Annotated in this window: 10 protein-coding genes and 1 pseudogene; 9 read left to right on the top strand and 2 right to left on the bottom strand. The window is 72.4% G+C overall.

The genetic code is table 11. The annotated features are described in order from the left end of the window. Positions 1-25 precede the first annotated feature (25 nt). The 3 genes from KF708C_RS03065 (at position 26) to KF708C_RS03055 (ending at position 1,984) form a co-directional block, all read left to right on the top strand. Positions 26-616: an A24 family peptidase gene (locus KF708C_RS03065; protein ID WP_059410703.1), complete on the top strand. Its 591-nt coding sequence runs from the start codon at positions 26-28 to the stop codon at positions 614-616. Between the two features lie 145 nt (positions 617-761). Continuing rightward, the gene (locus tag KF708C_RS03060) at positions 762-1,187 is read left to right on the top strand and encodes a hypothetical protein (RefSeq protein ID WP_231586367.1); all 426 of its coding nucleotides are present in this window, start codon (positions 762-764) and stop codon (positions 1,185-1,187) included. A 206-nt stretch (positions 1,188-1,393) separates the two neighbouring features. Then, positions 1,394-1,984, top strand: a complete 591-nt coding sequence (locus KF708C_RS03055) for a biliverdin-producing heme oxygenase (protein ID WP_059410701.1) — start codon at positions 1,394-1,396, stop codon at positions 1,982-1,984. A gap of 155 nt (positions 1,985-2,139) precedes the next feature. Here the strand turns inward: KF708C_RS03055 and KF708C_RS03050 are convergent, their stop codons facing one another. Both KF708C_RS03050 and KF708C_RS03045 read right to left on the bottom strand, forming a co-directional pair. Next, entirely contained in the window at positions 2,140-3,588 is a 1,449-nt protein-coding gene (locus tag KF708C_RS03050) for a sensor histidine kinase (RefSeq protein ID WP_059410700.1), read from the bottom strand. After that, the gene (locus tag KF708C_RS03045; protein WP_029044243.1) at positions 3,575-4,243 is read right to left on the bottom strand and encodes a response regulator transcription factor; all 669 of its coding nucleotides are present in this window, start codon (positions 4,241-4,243) and stop codon (positions 3,575-3,577) included. The genes KF708C_RS03050 and KF708C_RS03045 overlap by 14 nt, the downstream gene beginning before the upstream one ends. 942 nt (positions 4,244-5,185) lie before the next feature. Between KF708C_RS03045 and KF708C_RS03040 the strand changes: the two are divergent. The 6 genes and pseudogenes from KF708C_RS03040 to KF708C_RS03015 all read left to right on the top strand — a co-directional run bounded on the left by KF708C_RS03040 (position 5,186) and on the right by KF708C_RS03015 (position 15,776). Further along, positions 5,186-8,575: pseudogene (locus KF708C_RS03040) on the top strand (diguanylate cyclase). 497 nt (positions 8,576-9,072) lie between these two features. Beyond that, positions 9,073-10,383: a dicarboxylate/amino acid:cation symporter gene (locus KF708C_RS03035; RefSeq protein WP_020206009.1), complete on the top strand. Its 1,311-nt coding sequence runs from the start codon at positions 9,073-9,075 to the stop codon at positions 10,381-10,383. A 207-nt stretch (positions 10,384-10,590) separates the two neighbouring features. Then, on the top strand, positions 10,591-12,552 hold the full coding sequence (locus tag KF708C_RS03030; RefSeq protein WP_059410699.1) for a sensor histidine kinase: 1,962 nt from the start codon (positions 10,591-10,593) through the stop codon (positions 12,550-12,552). Then, the gene (locus KF708C_RS03025; protein WP_020205649.1) at positions 12,542-13,864 is read left to right on the top strand and encodes a sigma-54-dependent transcriptional regulator; all 1,323 of its coding nucleotides are present in this window, start codon (positions 12,542-12,544) and stop codon (positions 13,862-13,864) included. Before KF708C_RS03030 ends, KF708C_RS03025 begins: the two co-directional genes overlap by 11 nt. Positions 13,865-14,173: 309 nt before the next feature. Continuing rightward, positions 14,174-14,740 carry an acetyltransferase gene (locus KF708C_RS03020; RefSeq protein WP_059410698.1) on the top strand — a complete coding sequence of 189 codons (567 nt, stop codon included), beginning with the start codon at positions 14,174-14,176 and terminating at the stop codon, positions 14,738-14,740. Then, the gene (locus KF708C_RS03015; protein ID WP_231586366.1) at positions 14,721-15,776 is read left to right on the top strand and encodes a glycosyltransferase family 2 protein; all 1,056 of its coding nucleotides are present in this window, start codon (positions 14,721-14,723) and stop codon (positions 15,774-15,776) included. The genes KF708C_RS03020 and KF708C_RS03015 overlap by 20 nt, the downstream gene beginning before the upstream one ends. Positions 15,777-15,883: the final 107 nt, after the last annotated feature.

The raw sequence follows: 15,883 nt of genomic DNA, 5'->3' as shown, positions 1-15,883 counted from the left end.
TCCCGCCATGTTCAGGAGCCCCCGCATGCCCGCCCGCTTCCCCCATCTGCTGCAAGACGCCATCGCGCTGGTGCCGCCTTCGCTGTCGTTGGCCGCGCTGGTGCTGCCGCCCGCGCTGCTCTGGACGGTGCTGTCGGACCTGCTGTACCGCCGCATCGCCAACCGGCTGGTGCTGGCGCTGCTGGCCGCGTGGACGGTCCACACCGCGTGGATGGTTTTCCAGGACGCGCGGGCGGTGGCCTGGCCGGAGCTCGGGCGCAGCGCGATGGCCGCCGCGATCGTGCTGGTGGTGGGCTACGGACTGTTCGCCATGCGCTGGGTCGGCGCGGGCGACGTGAAGCTGGTGGCGGTGCTCTGCCTCTGGCTGGAGGGCAACGTGTCGACGTTCCTGCTGGTCATGTCGCTGGCCGGCGGCGTGCTGGCACTGGGCATGCCGGTCCTGCGCATGGCCGAGCGGTGCGCCGCGTGGTGCAACGCGTGGTGCGCCAGACAGCCGGGCTCGTGGCTGCGCCGGCCGCCGCCCGCCCCGGCGGCGCTGCACGCCCATGCGCTGCCCGGCATTCCGTACAGCATCGCGATTGCCGCCGGCGCGGCATTCGTGCTGTTCCTCGGCTGACGCCATGCACGGGTGCCTTCCGACATGGCGCGCCGCCGCCCGCCGCCCCGCGGCAAGGCGTAGCCGTTTCGCACGCCGGCATGGTGGCCGTGGCGCGCTGACCGTCGAGGCCGCGTTCGCGCTGCCCGTCATCATTGCCGGCGCGATGATGTTCACGGAACTCGGGAACATCGGGCTCGCCATCGTCATGGGCGGCACGGCGCTGGAGCGCGCCATCGGGCAGTTCCGCACCGACCCCGCCGGATCGCTGGAGGCGCGGCAGATGGAGCAGCGCGTGCGCGTGCGCATGGCGGCCGCCGGGCATGGCTATCTGCGCGACGGCGACATCGCCACCGTGGCCGTCGAGAGCTTCACCTCGCTCGACACCATCGGCGGCGGCAATGCGGCGCACGGCGCCATCGCCGCCGGCCGGGCCGTGCCGGTCTGGCGCATCACGGTGGAGATCCGCAAGGACTTCATCACGCCGCTGCCGCGCCTGCTGGGCACGAACGGCACCGCGTTCCGCTACCAGTACCAGCAGTTGCTGGGCCACCTGCCCGGGCAGGCGGGCGACGCGCCGGGCGCGCGGTGAACCGGGCGCGCGACGAGCGCATCCGGCGCGCGCGCGGACTGCGACGCGCGAACTATATGAAGCAAGATTAACGTGTCTTGCGCGGCGCGATCACGTAAAAAGAAGCCTTGCACATGCGTGCCGCCGCGCGCCGCCGCGCCGCGATCGCGCCCGCCATCTGCTATCCGCCATCCGCTATCGCCGTTCAATTCCCGGAACCCTCCCCGATGACCACCTCCACCGAAGTCCGCCCCTCGCTGTCTTCCCGGCTCAAGCATGAGACGGCCGCCCAGCACGAGCGCATGCACACGCTGATGGAAGCCGCCGATCCGTTTGCCAGCCGCGACGGCTATGCCCGTTTCGTTGCCGCGCAGTATCTGTTCCAGCGCGATGTCGAGCACCTGTTCGAGGACGCCGCCGTGCGCGCCGCGGTGCCGGATCTCGACGGCCGCGGCCGCGCCGCCGCGTCGCAGGCCGATCTCGCGGACCTGGAGCGCGAGCTGCCGCAAGCCGACCTCGCCAGCGCCGGCGTTGCCATGCCCGAGGCGCTGGGCTGGCTCTACGTCTCCGAAGGCTCGACGCTCGGCGCGGCGTTCCTGTTCAAGGCCGCGCAGGAGAAGCTGGGCCTGTCCGCCGAATTCGGCGCGCGCAACCTCGCCGCCTATCCGCAGGGCCGCGCCGCGGCGTGGCGCAATTTCGTCGCCGCGCTGGACAGCGATGCGCTGGACGCGCGCACGCACGACGCCGTCATCGCGGGCGCCAACGCGGCCTACGACCGCTTTGCGCGCCTGCTTGCGCGCACGTTCGAGACCGCCTGACCCATGCGCGGCAGCCATGTCACGGCGGTGTCGGTCGACGACCGCCGCCGGGTGATCGCCGCCGCGCGGGGCCTGCCGGATGTGGTGGCGTCCCGAGACGCCGGCGCGGCCCCGGCGCGCCGCCTAGCGCGCCATGCCGCCGGCCGCGGCGCGCGTCACGTCCTGAGCGCGCTCTTGAGACCCGTGCGGTCGTTCCAGTGGCGGCGGTCGAGCAGCAGCACGGCCAGCAGCCCGGTCGGGCGGTTTTCCTCCAGCGAGAGCTGCGCGCCGTGGAGCCTGGCGATGGCATTGACCAGCGCCAGGCCAAGTCCGCTGCCCGATTGTGACGATTGCGACGATTGCGACGTGCCGCCCGAGGTGCCGCCCAGGCGGCGGAAGCGCTCCACCGCCTGGCCGCGCAGCGCGGCGGGAATGCCGGGACCGTTGTCCGCCACGCCCAGCGCGATGCCGTCGCCGCGGCGGTGCGCCAGCAGCACCAGCGTCTCGCCGCCGGGCGCGTACTTGATCGCGTTTTCCAGCAGGTTCGACAGCGCCTGGAACAGCAGCGCGCGGTCGCCGTAGAGCTCGCGCCCCGGCTCCGCCTCGATGCGCAGCGCCATGCCCGAGATCGCCACCAGCGGCGCGTAGTATTCGGCCAGGTCATCGAGCAGCGTGCGCACCTCGAACCATTCGAACGCGTGCTCGCAGCGGCCCGCGTCCACCTCGCCGATGCGCAGCACCGCGCGCACCATGCGCTGGATGCGCTCGCCGTCCTCGAGCGCGCCCAGCACGTCCTCGCGCATGGGGTCATCCACCTTCTCGGCCAGGTTGGCCAGCCGGTTGTAGATGCGCGTGAGCGGCGTGCGCAGTTCGTGCGCCAGATGGCTGCTGACGCTCTTGACCTCTTCCATGAGCCGGTTCACGCGGTCGAGCACGTGGTTGATGTCCTGCCCGAGCAGGTCGAATTCGTCGCCGTCGGGCCCGCACGGCACCGTCGCGTCGCGCTCCCCGGTCACGTAGCGGCGCAGCGCGCTGCGGATCCGGTCCACCCGGCGCATGCTTTGCACGCTGGTATAGAGCCCGATGGCCAGGCTCGACAGCAGCACCGCGAACAGTCCGGCGCCGGCCACCAGCGGAATCACGCGCAGCCGCTCGCGCATCGGCAGGATGTCGTACCCGCTGAAGAACACGCCGCCGTCCGCCAGCGGCACCTGCACGCCGAACAGCTGCGCGAGCTGGGCGCTGGCGTCGCCCACGGTGACGTTGCGCCACTGCAGCGCGCACGGCGGCTCGCACTGCAGCGCGGCCCTCACCTTCGGGTCGCCGAACAGCAGCGCGCCCGAGGGCGACAGCACGAACGACTTGTTGCCTTCGCGCTCGCGGGTGTCCTCGTGCGCGAGCGCGAACGCCAGCCCCTTGGCTTCGGCGAAATGATGGCTGCGCTCCTGGGCGCGGAGGTCGGCCAGGACCATGTCGCGCACGTGGCTGTGCAGCAGCGCGTCGATCTGGTGGGCGCTCAGCAGTACCGTGCCGACCGCCACCAGCAGGAACAGGAACGCGACCAGCGAGGCGTGGCGGAAAGTGCGGGTCTCGAGCAGGTGGGCAACGCGCTCAGCCCAGGACATAACCGACTGCGCGCACCGTGCGCAGCAGCGAGCGCGGGAAATTCCGGTCGATCTTGCTGCGCAGCTTCGAGACATGGACGTCGATCAGGTTCGTCTGCGGATCGAACTGGTATCCCCAGACCTTTTCCAGCAGCATGGCGCGCGTGACCGTGCGGCCGGCGTTGGTGGCCAGCACCTGCAGCAGCGCGAATTCCTTCTCGGTCAGGTCGATGGCCTGGCCGCTGCGCGACACGCGCCGCTCGCGCCAGTCGATGCACAGGTCCTCCAGCCGGGTGATCCAGTCCGCGTCGCCCGGCAGGGCGCGCCACTTGGCCAGGCCTTCGAGGCGCAGCAGCAGCTCGGTGAAGTCGAACGGTTTTCCGAGGTAGTCGCCGGCGCCGGCGCGCAGCCCTTCGACGCGGTCGCTGGGCTGGTCCACCGCGGAGAGCACCATGACGGGCGGGTGGGGATGATCGGCCAGCGCGCGCAGCACGCCGATGCCGTCGATGCCGGGCAGCATCCGGTCCAGCAGCACGGCGTCGAATGCCTCGGATCCGATCAGCTCGAGCGCCTGTTCGCCGGTGTCGGTCACGCGGCAGTCATGTCCTTTCTGTTGCAGCCTGGCGCTTAGCCACTGGCTGACCCGCTGATCGTCCTCAACAATCAGAACACGCATGACAGTTCCCCCTTCCCAATGCGCGCTTGCCGCGCCAACTGACCCTTCCATCCGGCGGCTCGGATGTCTTATGTACCAGCCACGTGACAATTCTACATGAGACGCATTCGCATTTGTGTGCAAACCACGACAAAACCTAGGGTTAACGTGAGGTTGTCTGGCCCCAATGCGCCGGCCGCGCGTCGCACACGTGGCGCACACCCCGGGCATCGCCGGCGCGAAGCGGCCCGCGGCTCCCTGCGCCGCCGTCCCTGTCGGCATTATTCAGGAATCGGGCAGCGGCAAGCATTAACTTTGCTTAACGCCGCGCCATCGCGCCATCGCGCCGCGCGCGCGGCAGCGCCGTCGGCGCGGACGCGGCGGACGCGGCGGACGCGGACCGGCCCGGCTGGCCGGGGCTTGCCGCGCGAGCGCCTGCAGGCCGAAGGCGGCGGCGCCGAATGCGATGGCGCTCCGGACCGGGACGCACTCCACGACCCGCTCCACGACCCGTTGCGCGGCGGCCTCCGTCCGCTCATGTCATCGCTGCGATGCCGGCCCGCGTCTTCGCGACGTCCGTCGGGGTACCCCACATCGGCGGGGAAATACCTGAAACGGCCGCGGGAGGCGGACGGCGGCGCAGCCGCGGGCGAGCGCGGCGCGGACGCGCCGCGGCCGTCTCCGAGCGCTCTCCGGGCGCCCCCGAATCCGCCGCCGGCCGTGCGCCGGCGCGGCCCGCAGCGCCGCCGGGGATGCCGGGAGCCGGCCGGCAAGCGAGGGGGCCATACAGGAAATCGGCGCGGCATGCCAGTCCGAACAGCGCCGGCAGAGTCATTTTTCTCGGCTCGTGCTGCCGCCATATGGACGCTATATTGATCGATTAGGCTGGGCCACGCGTGCAACCTGCGTCAGCCCGGCGGCCATCGCCATTGCAAGTTCTCCTATCCAGATCGCAGACGCGACATGACGCCACAACCGGAAGTCCGTTCCTTGCCCACTCCTTCGCCGCGCTGGCAGCGCGCGGCGCTGGCCGCCCTCGGCTTCTTCCTGCTGGCCGTGGCCGGCATCGCCGCGTCGCGCTTTCCGGGCAACGTGGCCATGCTGTGGCTGGCCAATGCGTTCGGCCTCGGCGTGCTGCTGCACCGGCCCCGCCGCGACGCGCCGGTGCTGCTGGGCGGCATGCTGGCCGCGGGCGTGGCGGCCAACGCGGCGATGGGCGACCACCCCGCCATCGCGCTGGCGCTGGCGCTGGGCAACGTGGCCGAGATGGCCTTCTCCGGCTGGCTGGTGCGCGCCATGACCGCCGGCGCCACGCTGACCCGCCCCGGGCCGCTGGCGCGCTTCGGCCTGACGCTGGGCGCGGCCAGCACGCTGGGGCCGGCGGTGGGCGCCACCATCGGCGCGGCCACCGTCGCCACCGCCTACCGCGGCGATTTCGGCGCGGTCTGGTGGACCTGGTGGACGGCCGACGCGATGGGCGTGGTGATGCTGCTGCCGCTGATGGTGTCGATCACGCGCGAGCGCGCCGCCGAGACCTTCGGGCGCGCCGGCCGGCGCCGTTTCGCGGCGCTGCTGCTGCTGTGCCTGGTAGTGGGCGCGGGCGCGCTGCACAAGAGCAACGAGCCGTTCGTGGTGATGGCGCTGCCGCTGGTGCTGGCGGCGCTGCTGACCAACCCGTTCGCCACCGCGCTGCTCACGCTGCTGTCGATCTGCGCCACCACCGCGGCGACGCTGGCCGCGAGCGCCTTCGGCCGCGGCGCGGGCGAGCCCTTCGTGCTGCAGCCGATACAACTGTCGACCGCGCTCATCATGCTGTTCCCGGTCTGCATCGCCTTCCTGCTGGAGCAGAACCGGCGCGACCGCAGCGAGCTGCGCGGCAGCGAGCGGCGCTTCCGCCAGGCGATGGAGCATTCGGCCATCGGCATGGCGCTGGTGGGCCTGGACGGCCGCTGGCTGCAGGTCAACCGCGCCATCTGCGAGCTGTTCGGCTACGAGGCCAGCGAGCTGTTCGAGCTGCCGTTCCCGCTCATCACGCACCCCGACGACCTGGGCCCGGACCTGCACCAGGTCGAGCGCCTGCTGGCCGGCGAGATCGACGCGTACCGCATCGAAAAGCGCTTCCGCCACAAGGACGGCAGCTACCGCTGGGCCCTGCTGGCGGTCTCGCTGGTGCGCGACGAGGACAGCGGCGCGCCGCTGCATTTCATCTCGCAGGTGGAAAGCATCGAGGAGCGCAAGACCGCGCAGCAGAAGCTCGAGGCGCTGACGCGCCGCACCCAGCTCGCGGTGGAAGCGGGCGGCGTGGGGATCTGGGAATGGGACATCGCCAGCGGCGCGATCGCCTGGGACGCGCGCATGCACGCGCTGCACGGCACCGACCCGGCCGCCGGCGCCCCCGACTTCCAGCGCTGGACCGGCATGGTGCATCCCGACGACATCGAGCGCGCGCGCGCCGAGATGCGCGCCGCGGTGCGCGGCGTGCGCGCCTTCGACACCCAATACCGCATCCAGCACGCGCGCGGCGAGGTGCGCCACATCCGCGCGCTGGCGATGGTGCTGCGCCGCGACGACGGCACCGCGCTGAGCATGATCGGCACCAACTGGGACATCACCGAGCAGCACCGCCTGACCGAGGCGCTGTTCGAGGAGAAGGAGCGCCTGCACATCACGCTGAGCTCGATCGGCGACGCGGTGATCTGCACCGACGCGGCGATGGCCGTGACCTTCATGAACCCGATCGCCGAGCAGCTCACCGGCTGGAGCATCCAGGCCGCCGCCGGCCAGCCGCTGGAGACCGTGTTCCGCATCGTCGACGAGCACAGCAACGAGCCCATCGCCAGCCCAGTGGCGCAGTGCCTGCGCACGCTGCGCCCGGTCTACCTGCAGGACGGCGCGGTGCTGCAGAGCCTGACCGGCGACCGCCACGACGTGCAGGACTCGGCCGCGCCGGTGCGCACCGCCGCGGGCGAGGTGATCGGCGCGGTGCTGGTGTTCCAGGACATCACCAGCGCGCGCGCGCTGCAGCGCGAGCTGGCGCACTCGGCCTCGCACGACGCGCTGACCGGCCTGCCCAACCGCATCTGGTTCGAGAAGCGCCTGCGCGAGGCCTGCGACGCGGCGCGCCTGCAGCAGCAGCACCATGCGCTGTGCTTCATCGACCTGGACCGCTTCAAGATCGTCAACGACACCGCCGGCCACGCCGCCGGCGACGTGCTGCTGCGCGAGCTCGGCCACGTGATCCGCCACCACGTGCGCCCCGACGACCTGCTGGCGCGCCTGGGCGGCGACGAATTCGCGCTGCTGCTCAAGGACTGCTCGGTGGACCAGGCCGAGCGGGTCTGCCAGAAGATCATCGACGCCATCCGCGGCCAGCGCTTCCCGTGGGAGGGGCGCGTCTACGACGTCGGCGCCAGCATCGGCATCACCGCCATCGACAGCGAGACGCCGCCGGTGGGCGAGCTGATGAGCCGCGCCGACGTGGCCTGCTACGCCGCCAAGGCCGCCGGGCGCAGCCGCGTCTCGGTGTACCGCCGCGACGAGAGCGACGCGCAGCGCCACCACCAGGAGCTGCAGGTGGCCGCCGGCATCCACTCGGCGCTCGACGCCAACCGCTTCCGCCTGTTCGCGCAGGAGATCCGCGCGCTGCAGCCGGGCTAGGCCGACCTCCCCGAGCTCCACATCGAGATCCTGGTGCGCATGGTGGACGAGCAGGGCAAGCTCATCATGCCCGGCGCCTTCATCCCGGCCGCCGAGCGCTACGACCTGATGGGCCACGTCGACCGCTGGGTGATCCACCACGTGCTGCGCGAATTCGGCGCGCGCCTGGCGGCGGTGCCGGGGCTCTCGGTGGCCGTCAACCTGTCGGCCAATTCGCTGGGCGAGCCGTTCCTGCTGCCCTTCCTGCATGCCGAGCTGCACGAATCGGTGCTGCCGGCCAGCCGCATCCGGCTGGAGATCACCGAGACCGCGCTGATCAACAACATGGCCGCGGCCAGCCGCCTGGTGGCCGAGATGCGCAGCGCCGGCTGCACCGTGGCGCTGGACGACTTCGGCGCGGGCCTGTCGTCGTTCGCGTACCTCAAGCAGTTCCCGGTGGACTACCTCAAGATCGACGGCAGCTTCATCCGCCACCTGGTCGCCAGCGCGGTCGACCGCGAGATCGTCAGCTCGATCAACGACATCGGGCACCGGCTGGGCATCCTCACGGTGGCCGAATCGGTGGAGGACGAGCAGACCCTGCACACCCTGCGCGCGATCGGCGTGGACTACGCGCAGGGGTATGTGATCGGGCGGCCGATGCCGCTCGAGGACTTCCTGGAACGCTGCCGCACGGTGCCGGCCGACAACGCCTGACGCGCGCGGCCGCGCGGCCGCGCGCCCGCGTTCCTCCGGCCACCCCTTCCTTTCCCCCTCCCGGCCATGCGCGCCGGGCGCCACGCTGCGCCCGGCCGCCCTCCGCGCCGTCCGCGCATCCGGAAATCCGAACGCCGATCACCCACGCTTGCACGGAAATCCGAACCGTGCGCCGGAAGCACTTCGAATTCCCCTTGTTTTTCAGTGACTTAGGCGAGGCCGGCGGGGCCGCCGGCATGGCACGCCTCGTGCGATGTATGCGCCCGCCCGGACGACGATCCGGGCCGGCGGCGCGGCGCCCCCCGGTGCCGCGCCGCGCCCACACAACAACGGAGGAAACAATGACCGCGCCCGCCTTGCCATCCCCGCCTCGCTGACGTCCCCCGGCCCAGGCCGCGCGACGCCGCCCCCGGGGTCGACGCGCCGGGCCCGAAGCCTGCCAGTCCCCGCATAAAACAACCGCCCGGCGAGCCGCCGGGCGCACGGCCCGACTTCTGATGAAACTGAACCGACTGCCCACCCTGATTTTCATTGCGATGCTGCTCGGCGTGCTAGCCGGCGCGGCAGCCAACCACCTCGCGCCGGACCCCGCCGCCGCCAAGTCCATCGCCGGCTACCTGTCCATCCTCACCGACGTGTTCCTGCGCATGATCAAGATGATCATCGGGCCGCTGGTGTTCGCCACGCTGGTCAGCGGCATCGCCGGCATGGGCGACGGCCGCGCCGTGGGCCGCATCGGCCTGAAGGCGATGGCGTGGTTCCTCGCCGCCTCGATCACCTCGCTGCTGCTGGGGCTGGTCATGGCCAACCTGCTGGCGCCGGGCCAGGGCATGAACCTGGCGCTGCCGCCGGCGGACGCCGCCTCCAACCTGAAGACCGGCGCGCTGAGCCTGGGCGACTTCGTCACCCACATGTTCCCGAGGAGCTTCGTCGAGGCGATGGCCACCAACGAGATCCTGCAGATCGTGGTGTTCTCGCTGTTCTTCGGCTTCGCGCTGGGCACCGTCAAGGACGGCGCGGGCAAGCCCCTGCTGGCCGCCATCGACGGCCTCGGCCACGTCATGCTCAAGGTCACCAACTACGTGATGGCGTTCGCGCCGGTGGGCGTGTTCGGCGCCATCGCCGCGGTCATCACCGCCGAGGGTCTGGGCGTGCTGGTGGTCTACGCCAAGCTGCTCGGCAGCGTCTACCTGTCGCTGGCGCTGCTGTGGGCGGCGCTGATCGCCGGGGGCTACTTCTTCCTGGGCCGCGACGTGTTCCGCCTGCTCGGGATGGTGCGCGCGCCGCTGATGATCGGCTTCGCCACGGCCAGCAGCGAATCGGCCTACCCCAAGGTGATCGAGCAGCTCGGCCGCTTCGGCGTCAAGGAGCGCATCACCGGCTTCGTGCTGCCGCTGGGCTACTCGTTCAACCTCGACGGCTCGATCATGTACAGCTCGTTCGCCGCGCTGTTCGTGGCGCAGGTGTACGGCATCCACCTCTCGCTCGCGCAGCAGGTCACCATGCTGCTGGTGCTGCTGGTCACCAGCAAGGGCATCGCCGGCGTGCCGCGCGCGGCGCTGGTGGTGGTGGCCGCCGTGCTGCCGATGTTCGGCCTGCCCGAGGCGGGCATCCTGCTGGTGCTGGGCATCGACCACGTGCTCGACATGGGCCGCACCGTCACCAATGTGCTTGGCAACGCCATTGCCACCGCCGTCGTCGCCAAAAGCGAAGGCGCCATCGGCGCGCCGGTGCCCGAGGAAGCGGACGACCCCGCTGCCGACGGCAACCGCGGCCTGACACCCGTTCAGGTCCTGGCCGGCAAGTAACACCGCCAGCGCGCCAGGGCCCGGCCGCCGATCAGGCGGCCGGGCCCTTTTTGTTTTGCGGCCGGCGCCGCGCGTTGTGGTAAAAGACGGGGTTGCTGCGGGCGGCGCCGTTGCGGTGCCATGCCGGCGGCACATTTGGCCCGACCACACGCCACCCCTGCCATCCATCGCCATCCGCAGCACACGCAAGCCTTCCCCGCCCGCTCCATGACCGGCCCGTTCCGTTCGCACGCCACCCCGCCCGCCAGCCCGCGCGACACCGCGCAGGACGCCTGCGCCAGCTACGGCCGCGCCGGCCGCCTGCGCCGCTGGGTGCCGCCGCTCGCCATGCTGGCGCTGGCGATGCTGGTCGGGCTGGCCGGCGCGCTGGGCTACCGCTACAGCTACGACGCCGCGCTGGCGCGCCAGGGCGAGCGCGGCCAGGTGCAGCTGCGCCTGTACAGCCAGGCGCTGTCGAGCGAGCTGGCCCGCTACGACTACGTGCCCAGCCTGCTGTCGCTCGAAGACAAGATCGCCGCGCTGCTGGCCAACCCGGACGACCCGGCCCGGGTCGAGGCGGCCAACCAGTACCTGGCCGCGCTCAACGCGCGCGCCGGCACGCGCGCGGTGTTCGTGCTCGACGCGCGCGGCCGCGTGCGCGCGGCCAGCAACTACCAGCGCCCCGACAGCTACATGGGCGAGGACCTCAGCTTCCGCCCGTATTTCGGCGACGCCGCCGACGGCCAGCTCGGCCGCTTCTACGGCGTCGGCACCACGCGCAGCGAGCCCGGCTACTACCTGTCCGCGCCGCTCGGCGACCGCCACAAGCCGCGCGGCGTGGCGGTGGTCAAGGTCGGCCTGGAGCCGCTCGAGAACCGCTGGCAGGGCGCCGACGCGCAGATGCTGCTGACCGACGAGAACGGCGTGGTGATCCTGGCCTCGGACCCGTCGCTCAAGCTCGCCGCGCTCAGGCCGCTGTCGGCCGAGCAGCGCGTCCGCCTGCAGCGCAGCCTCCAGTACAACCGCGCCCCGCTGCCGCAGCTCGAACTGGCGCCGGTGCGCAAGCTGTCCGACAGCGACGCGCTGGTGCGCCTGCGGCGCGGCCCGCCGATGCTGGCGCAGAACGCGGAACTGGTCGGCACCGACTGGCAGCTCACGCTGCTCACCAACACCTCCCAGGCGCGCCTGGCCGCGCTCAACACCGCCGCGCTGGCGGGCGTGCTGACCGCCTTCGTGCTGCTGCTGGCGGCGGCCTGGAACGTGCGCCGGCGCATCGCCGGCGAGCGGCTGGCCGCGCGCGCCGCGCTCGAGGCCGCCAACAGCGAGCTGGAACGCAAGGTGGCCGAGCGCACCGCCGACCTGTCGGCCGCCAACCAGCAGCTGCAGGCCGAGGTGGCCGAGCGCATCCGCGCCGAGGCCACCCTGCGCCAGGCCCAGGACGGCCTGCTGCAGGCCGGCAAGCTGGCCGCCGTGGGGCAGATGTCCACCGGCATCGCCCACGAGCTCAACCAGCCGCTGGCGGCGCTGCGCACGCTCTCCGGCAACACGCAGAAATTCCTTGCGCGCGGCGACAATGCCACCGCGCAGGCCAACCTCGCCACCATCATCGGCCTGGTCGAGCGCATGGGCCGCATCACCGGCGCGCTCCGGTCGTTCGCGCGCAAGCCCGGCCAGGGCGGGCGCACCGCGCGGCTGGACGAGGCGCTCGACAACGCGCTGTTCCTGCTCGACACGCGCCTGCAGGCCATGCGCCCGGAACTGCGCCGCCAGCTCGAGCCCGGCCTGGTGCTGGCCTGCGACCCCAACCGCCTGGAGCAGGTGCTGGTCAACCTGATCGGCAACGCGCTCGACGCGATGGCCGCCACCGCCGCGCCGGTGCTGGAGATCCGCGCCCACCTGGCCGGCGACAAGCTGCGCCTGACCATCCGCGACAACGGCCCGGGCCTGTCCCAGGAAGCCTTCGCGCGCCTGTTCGAGCCGTTCTTCACCACCAAGCCGGCCGGCCAGGGGCTGGGGCTGGGCCTGACGCTGTCGGCCGGCATCCTGGACGAGTTCGGCGGCAGCCTCGACGCCAGCAACCATCCCGACGGCGGCGCCTGCTTCACGCTGGTGCTGCCACTGGCGCGGCCCGGGGCCGGACCGGGCTGCCCGGGTGGCCAGCCAGGCAAGGAAACCGCACATGACGACTAGCCCGCTCACCGTACTGATCGTCGAGGACGACCCGGACGTGCGCCTGGGCTGCGAGCAGGCGCTGCGGCTCGAAGGCATCGCCACGCGCGCGGCCGGCAGCGCCGAGGCGGCCCTGCGCGAAGCCGGCGCGGGCTTCGCCGGCGTGGTGGTCAGCGACATCCGCCTGCCCGGCATGGACGGCATGGCGCTGCTGCGCGCGCTCCGCGCGCGCGACGCCACGCTGCCGGTGGTGATGGTGACTGGCCACGGCGACGTCAGCCTGGCGGTGCAGGCCATGAAGGACGGCGCCTACGACTTCCTCGAGAAACCGTTCTCGCCCGAGCAGTTGGTGGAGGTGGCGCGGCGCGCGCTGGAGCAGCGCCGCCTGGTGCTGGAGGTGGCCGACCTGCGCCGCAGGCTGGCCGGGCGCGACACGCTCGAGGCGCGCCTGACCGGCCATTCGCCGGCCATCGAGCGGCTGCGCCGCCTGATCGCCGACCTGGCCGACACCGCCGCCAACGTGCTGATCCACGGCGAGACCGGCACCGGCAAGGAGCTGGTGGCGCGCTGCCTGCACGAAGCCAGCGCGCGCCACGCGCGGCATTTCGTGCCGATCAACTGCGGCGGGCTGCCCGAGCAGCTGTTCGAAAGCGAGATCTTCGGCCACGAGGCCGGTTCCTTCACCGGCGCGGCGCGGCGGCGCATCGGCAAGATCGAGCACGCCGAGGGCGGCACGCTGTTCCTCGACGAGATCGAGAGCATGCCGATGCCGATGCAGATCAAGCTGCTGCGCGTGCTGCAGGAGCGCGTGGTGGAGCGGCTCGGCTCCAACACCCCGGTGCCGGTCAACACGCGCGTGGTGGCGGCCACCAAGTCCGACCTCAAGGCGCTGTCGGAGGCCGGCCAGTTCCGCGCCGACCTCTATTACCGGCTCAACGTGGTCACGCTGGAACTGCCGCCGCTGCGCGAGCGCCGCGAGGACGTGCCGCCGCTGTTCGAGCATTTCGTGGCGCAGGCCGCGCTGCGCTTCGAGCGCGAGGCGCTGCCGGCGAGCCGCGCCGAGATGGCCGCGCTGATGGCCTACCAATGGCCCGGCAACGTGCGCGAGCTGCGCAACCTCGCCGAGCGCCACGTGCTCGGGCTCGGCTGCAACCCGGGCCAGGGCACCGCCGCGCCGGCCGCGCTGCCGCTGGCGCAGGCCGTCGAGCAGTTCGAGCGCGCGCTGGTGGCCGACGCCATGCGCCGCCACGACGGCAACCTGAGCCGCGCCAGCGAGGCGCTCGGCATCGCCAAGACCACCTTGTTCGACAAGGTGAAGAAGTACCGGCTCTGAGCCGCGCGGCGGCGCGCCCGCCGACTGCCGCGCCGCCGCCCGCCCTTCCCCCTCCCCTTCGTCCTTCCCCTTCGTCCGCCCCTTCCGTCCTTCCCCCGCTGCGCCGCGGGCCGGCCCGCGCCGCGCCGCCGCGCGCGCTGTGTGAGGTGCCGCACCGAAGCGCGCCGGCCGGCGCGCCACCATGAGCTCACCCCTTCCCGCGCGCCCCGCGTCCTCCCGGCGCCAGGCGCGGCCGGTGCGGGACCAAGCCCGGCCGCCGGCCGGGGCGCGCGCGCGTGCCGCGGCCGCCAACCATCGAGCGCAACGACGATGATTCTGCAAGGCAACGACCCGACCACCGGCGCCTCGTTCACGCTGGGCAACCGGCTCCAGCGCCAGCTCTGGCAGTGCGTCTGGCTGTGCCTGTTCCGGCCCAGCCCGCGCCCGCTGCACGCGTGGCGCGCGACGCTGCTGCGGCTGTTCGGCGCGCGCCTCGGGCCGCATGTGCACATCTACCCGGACGTGAAAATCTGGGCGCCGTGGCAATTGAGCGTGGGCGGCCACAGCGGCGTGGCCGACGGCGTCACGCTCTACAACATGGCGCCGATCGAGATCGGCGCCCACTGCGTGGTCTCGCAGGGCGCGCACCTGTGCACCGGCAGCCACGACTACAACAGCGCCAATTTCCAGTTGGTGGCGCATCCCATCGTGCTGGCATCGCACGTGTGGATCTGCGCCGAGGCCTTCGTCTCGCCGGGCGTGTCCCTGGCCGAAGGCGCGGTGGTCGCGCCGCGCGCCGTGGTGACGCGGAGCCTGCGCGCGCCCTGGACCGTCTACGCCGGCGTCCCGGCCCGGCCCATCAGCACGAGGACAAGACATGGCACAGCCCCAGCCTAGTCCGGCCAGCGCGGCCGGCCAGATGCAGCCGCGGCACGCCGCGCCCGGCGTCTCGGTGCTGATCCTCACGCGCAACGAGGAGCAGGACCTGCCGGGCTGCCTGCAGAGCGTGGCGTGGTCCGACGACATCCACGTCTACGACTCCATGAGCACCGATGCCACCGTGCAGATCGCCCGGCGCTTCGGCGCCCACGTCACGCAGCGGCCGTTCGACAACTGGGCCAGCCACCAGAACTGGGGCCTGCGCCATATCCGCTTCCGCCATCCCTGGGTGTTCTACATCGACGCCGACGAGCGCATGACGCCCGCGCTGGTCGAGCAGGTGTGCGCCGCCGCGCGCGGCGCGCGCGACGAGGTGGCCTACCGCGTGCGGCGGCGCGACTTCTTCCTTGGCACCTGGCTGCGCCACGTGCAGGCCGCGCCGTTCTACCTGCGCCTGTTCCGGCCCGAGCGCATGCGCTACGAACGGCTGGTCAATCCCACCTCGATCCCCGACGGCCCGGTCGGCGAACTGTCCGGCTATCTCGACCACTTTCCCTTCAGCAAGGGCCTGAGCCACTGGATCGCGCGCCACAACGGCTACAGCAGCCTGGAGGCGCAGCAGACCATCGACAACCGGCGCGGCAAGGCGGACTTCAGCCTGCGCGAGGCGCTGTTCGCGCGCGACTTCCACCGCCGGCGCGCGCACCAGAAGGAGCTGTTCTTCCGCCTGCCGCTGCGCCCGCTGGCCAAGTTCCTGCTGCTCTACCTGGGCAAGCGCGGCTTCCTCGACGGCCGCGCCGGGCTGACCTACGCGATCCTGCAATCGATCTACGAATACTTCATCGTCATCAAGACGCGCGAACTCAGGGCGCAGGCCACGGCCGCCGCCGCCGCCGCGGACGGCGACCCGGCCGCGCCGGACCTGGTGCCGTGCAGCGAGCCCGCGCTGGCCGCCGACCTCGCCAGGCTGCCCGCCGCCGCGCCCGCTGCGATGCCCGCTGCGATGCCGGCCGCGCTGCCCGTGCTCGAGACCGCCGGCTCCGGGCCGGCCTAGCGCCGGCGCCGCCCCCTCATGCCCGCCGCCGGCCACGCCGGCGCGCGCGGACGCAAGCCATCTGCCGCGCGGCGCGCGCGGGCGGGCGTCCCGCGCGCGCCGCCGGC

The sequence above is a fragment of the Cupriavidus basilensis genome (assembly GCF_000876015.1).
In the GTDB taxonomy this organism is placed as follows: Bacteria; Pseudomonadota; Gammaproteobacteria; order Burkholderiales; family Burkholderiaceae; genus Cupriavidus; species Cupriavidus basilensis_B.
Note: the sequence above shows the minus strand (reverse complement) of the source record. Positions and strands in the feature narration are given on the sequence as shown.

Excerpts from the sequence above, each read along its gene's own strand:
- KF708C_RS03065 (WP_059410703.1), top strand. The coding sequence starts at position 26 with ATGCCCGCCCGCTTCCCCCATCTGCTGCAAGACGCCATCGCGCTGGTG.
- KF708C_RS03060 (WP_231586367.1), top strand. The coding sequence starts at position 762 with ATGATGTTCACGGAACTCGGGAACATCGGGCTCGCCATCGTCATGGGC.
- KF708C_RS03055 (WP_059410701.1), top strand. The coding sequence starts at position 1,394 with ATGACCACCTCCACCGAAGTCCGCCCCTCGCTGTCTTCCCGGCTCAAG.
- KF708C_RS03050 (WP_059410700.1), bottom strand. The coding sequence starts at position 3,588 with ATGTCCTGGGCTGAGCGCGTTGCCCACCTGCTCGAGACCCGCACTTTC.
- KF708C_RS03045 (WP_029044243.1), bottom strand. The coding sequence starts at position 4,243 with ATGCGTGTTCTGATTGTTGAGGACGATCAGCGGGTCAGCCAGTGGCTA.
- KF708C_RS03035 (WP_020206009.1), top strand. The coding sequence starts at position 9,073 with ATGAAACTGAACCGACTGCCCACCCTGATTTTCATTGCGATGCTGCTC.
- KF708C_RS03030 (WP_059410699.1), top strand. The coding sequence starts at position 10,591 with ATGACCGGCCCGTTCCGTTCGCACGCCACCCCGCCCGCCAGCCCGCGC.
- KF708C_RS03025 (WP_020205649.1), top strand. The coding sequence starts at position 12,542 with ATGACGACTAGCCCGCTCACCGTACTGATCGTCGAGGACGACCCGGAC.
- KF708C_RS03020 (WP_059410698.1), top strand. The coding sequence starts at position 14,174 with ATGATTCTGCAAGGCAACGACCCGACCACCGGCGCCTCGTTCACGCTG.
- KF708C_RS03015 (WP_231586366.1), top strand. The coding sequence starts at position 14,721 with ATGGCACAGCCCCAGCCTAGTCCGGCCAGCGCGGCCGGCCAGATGCAG.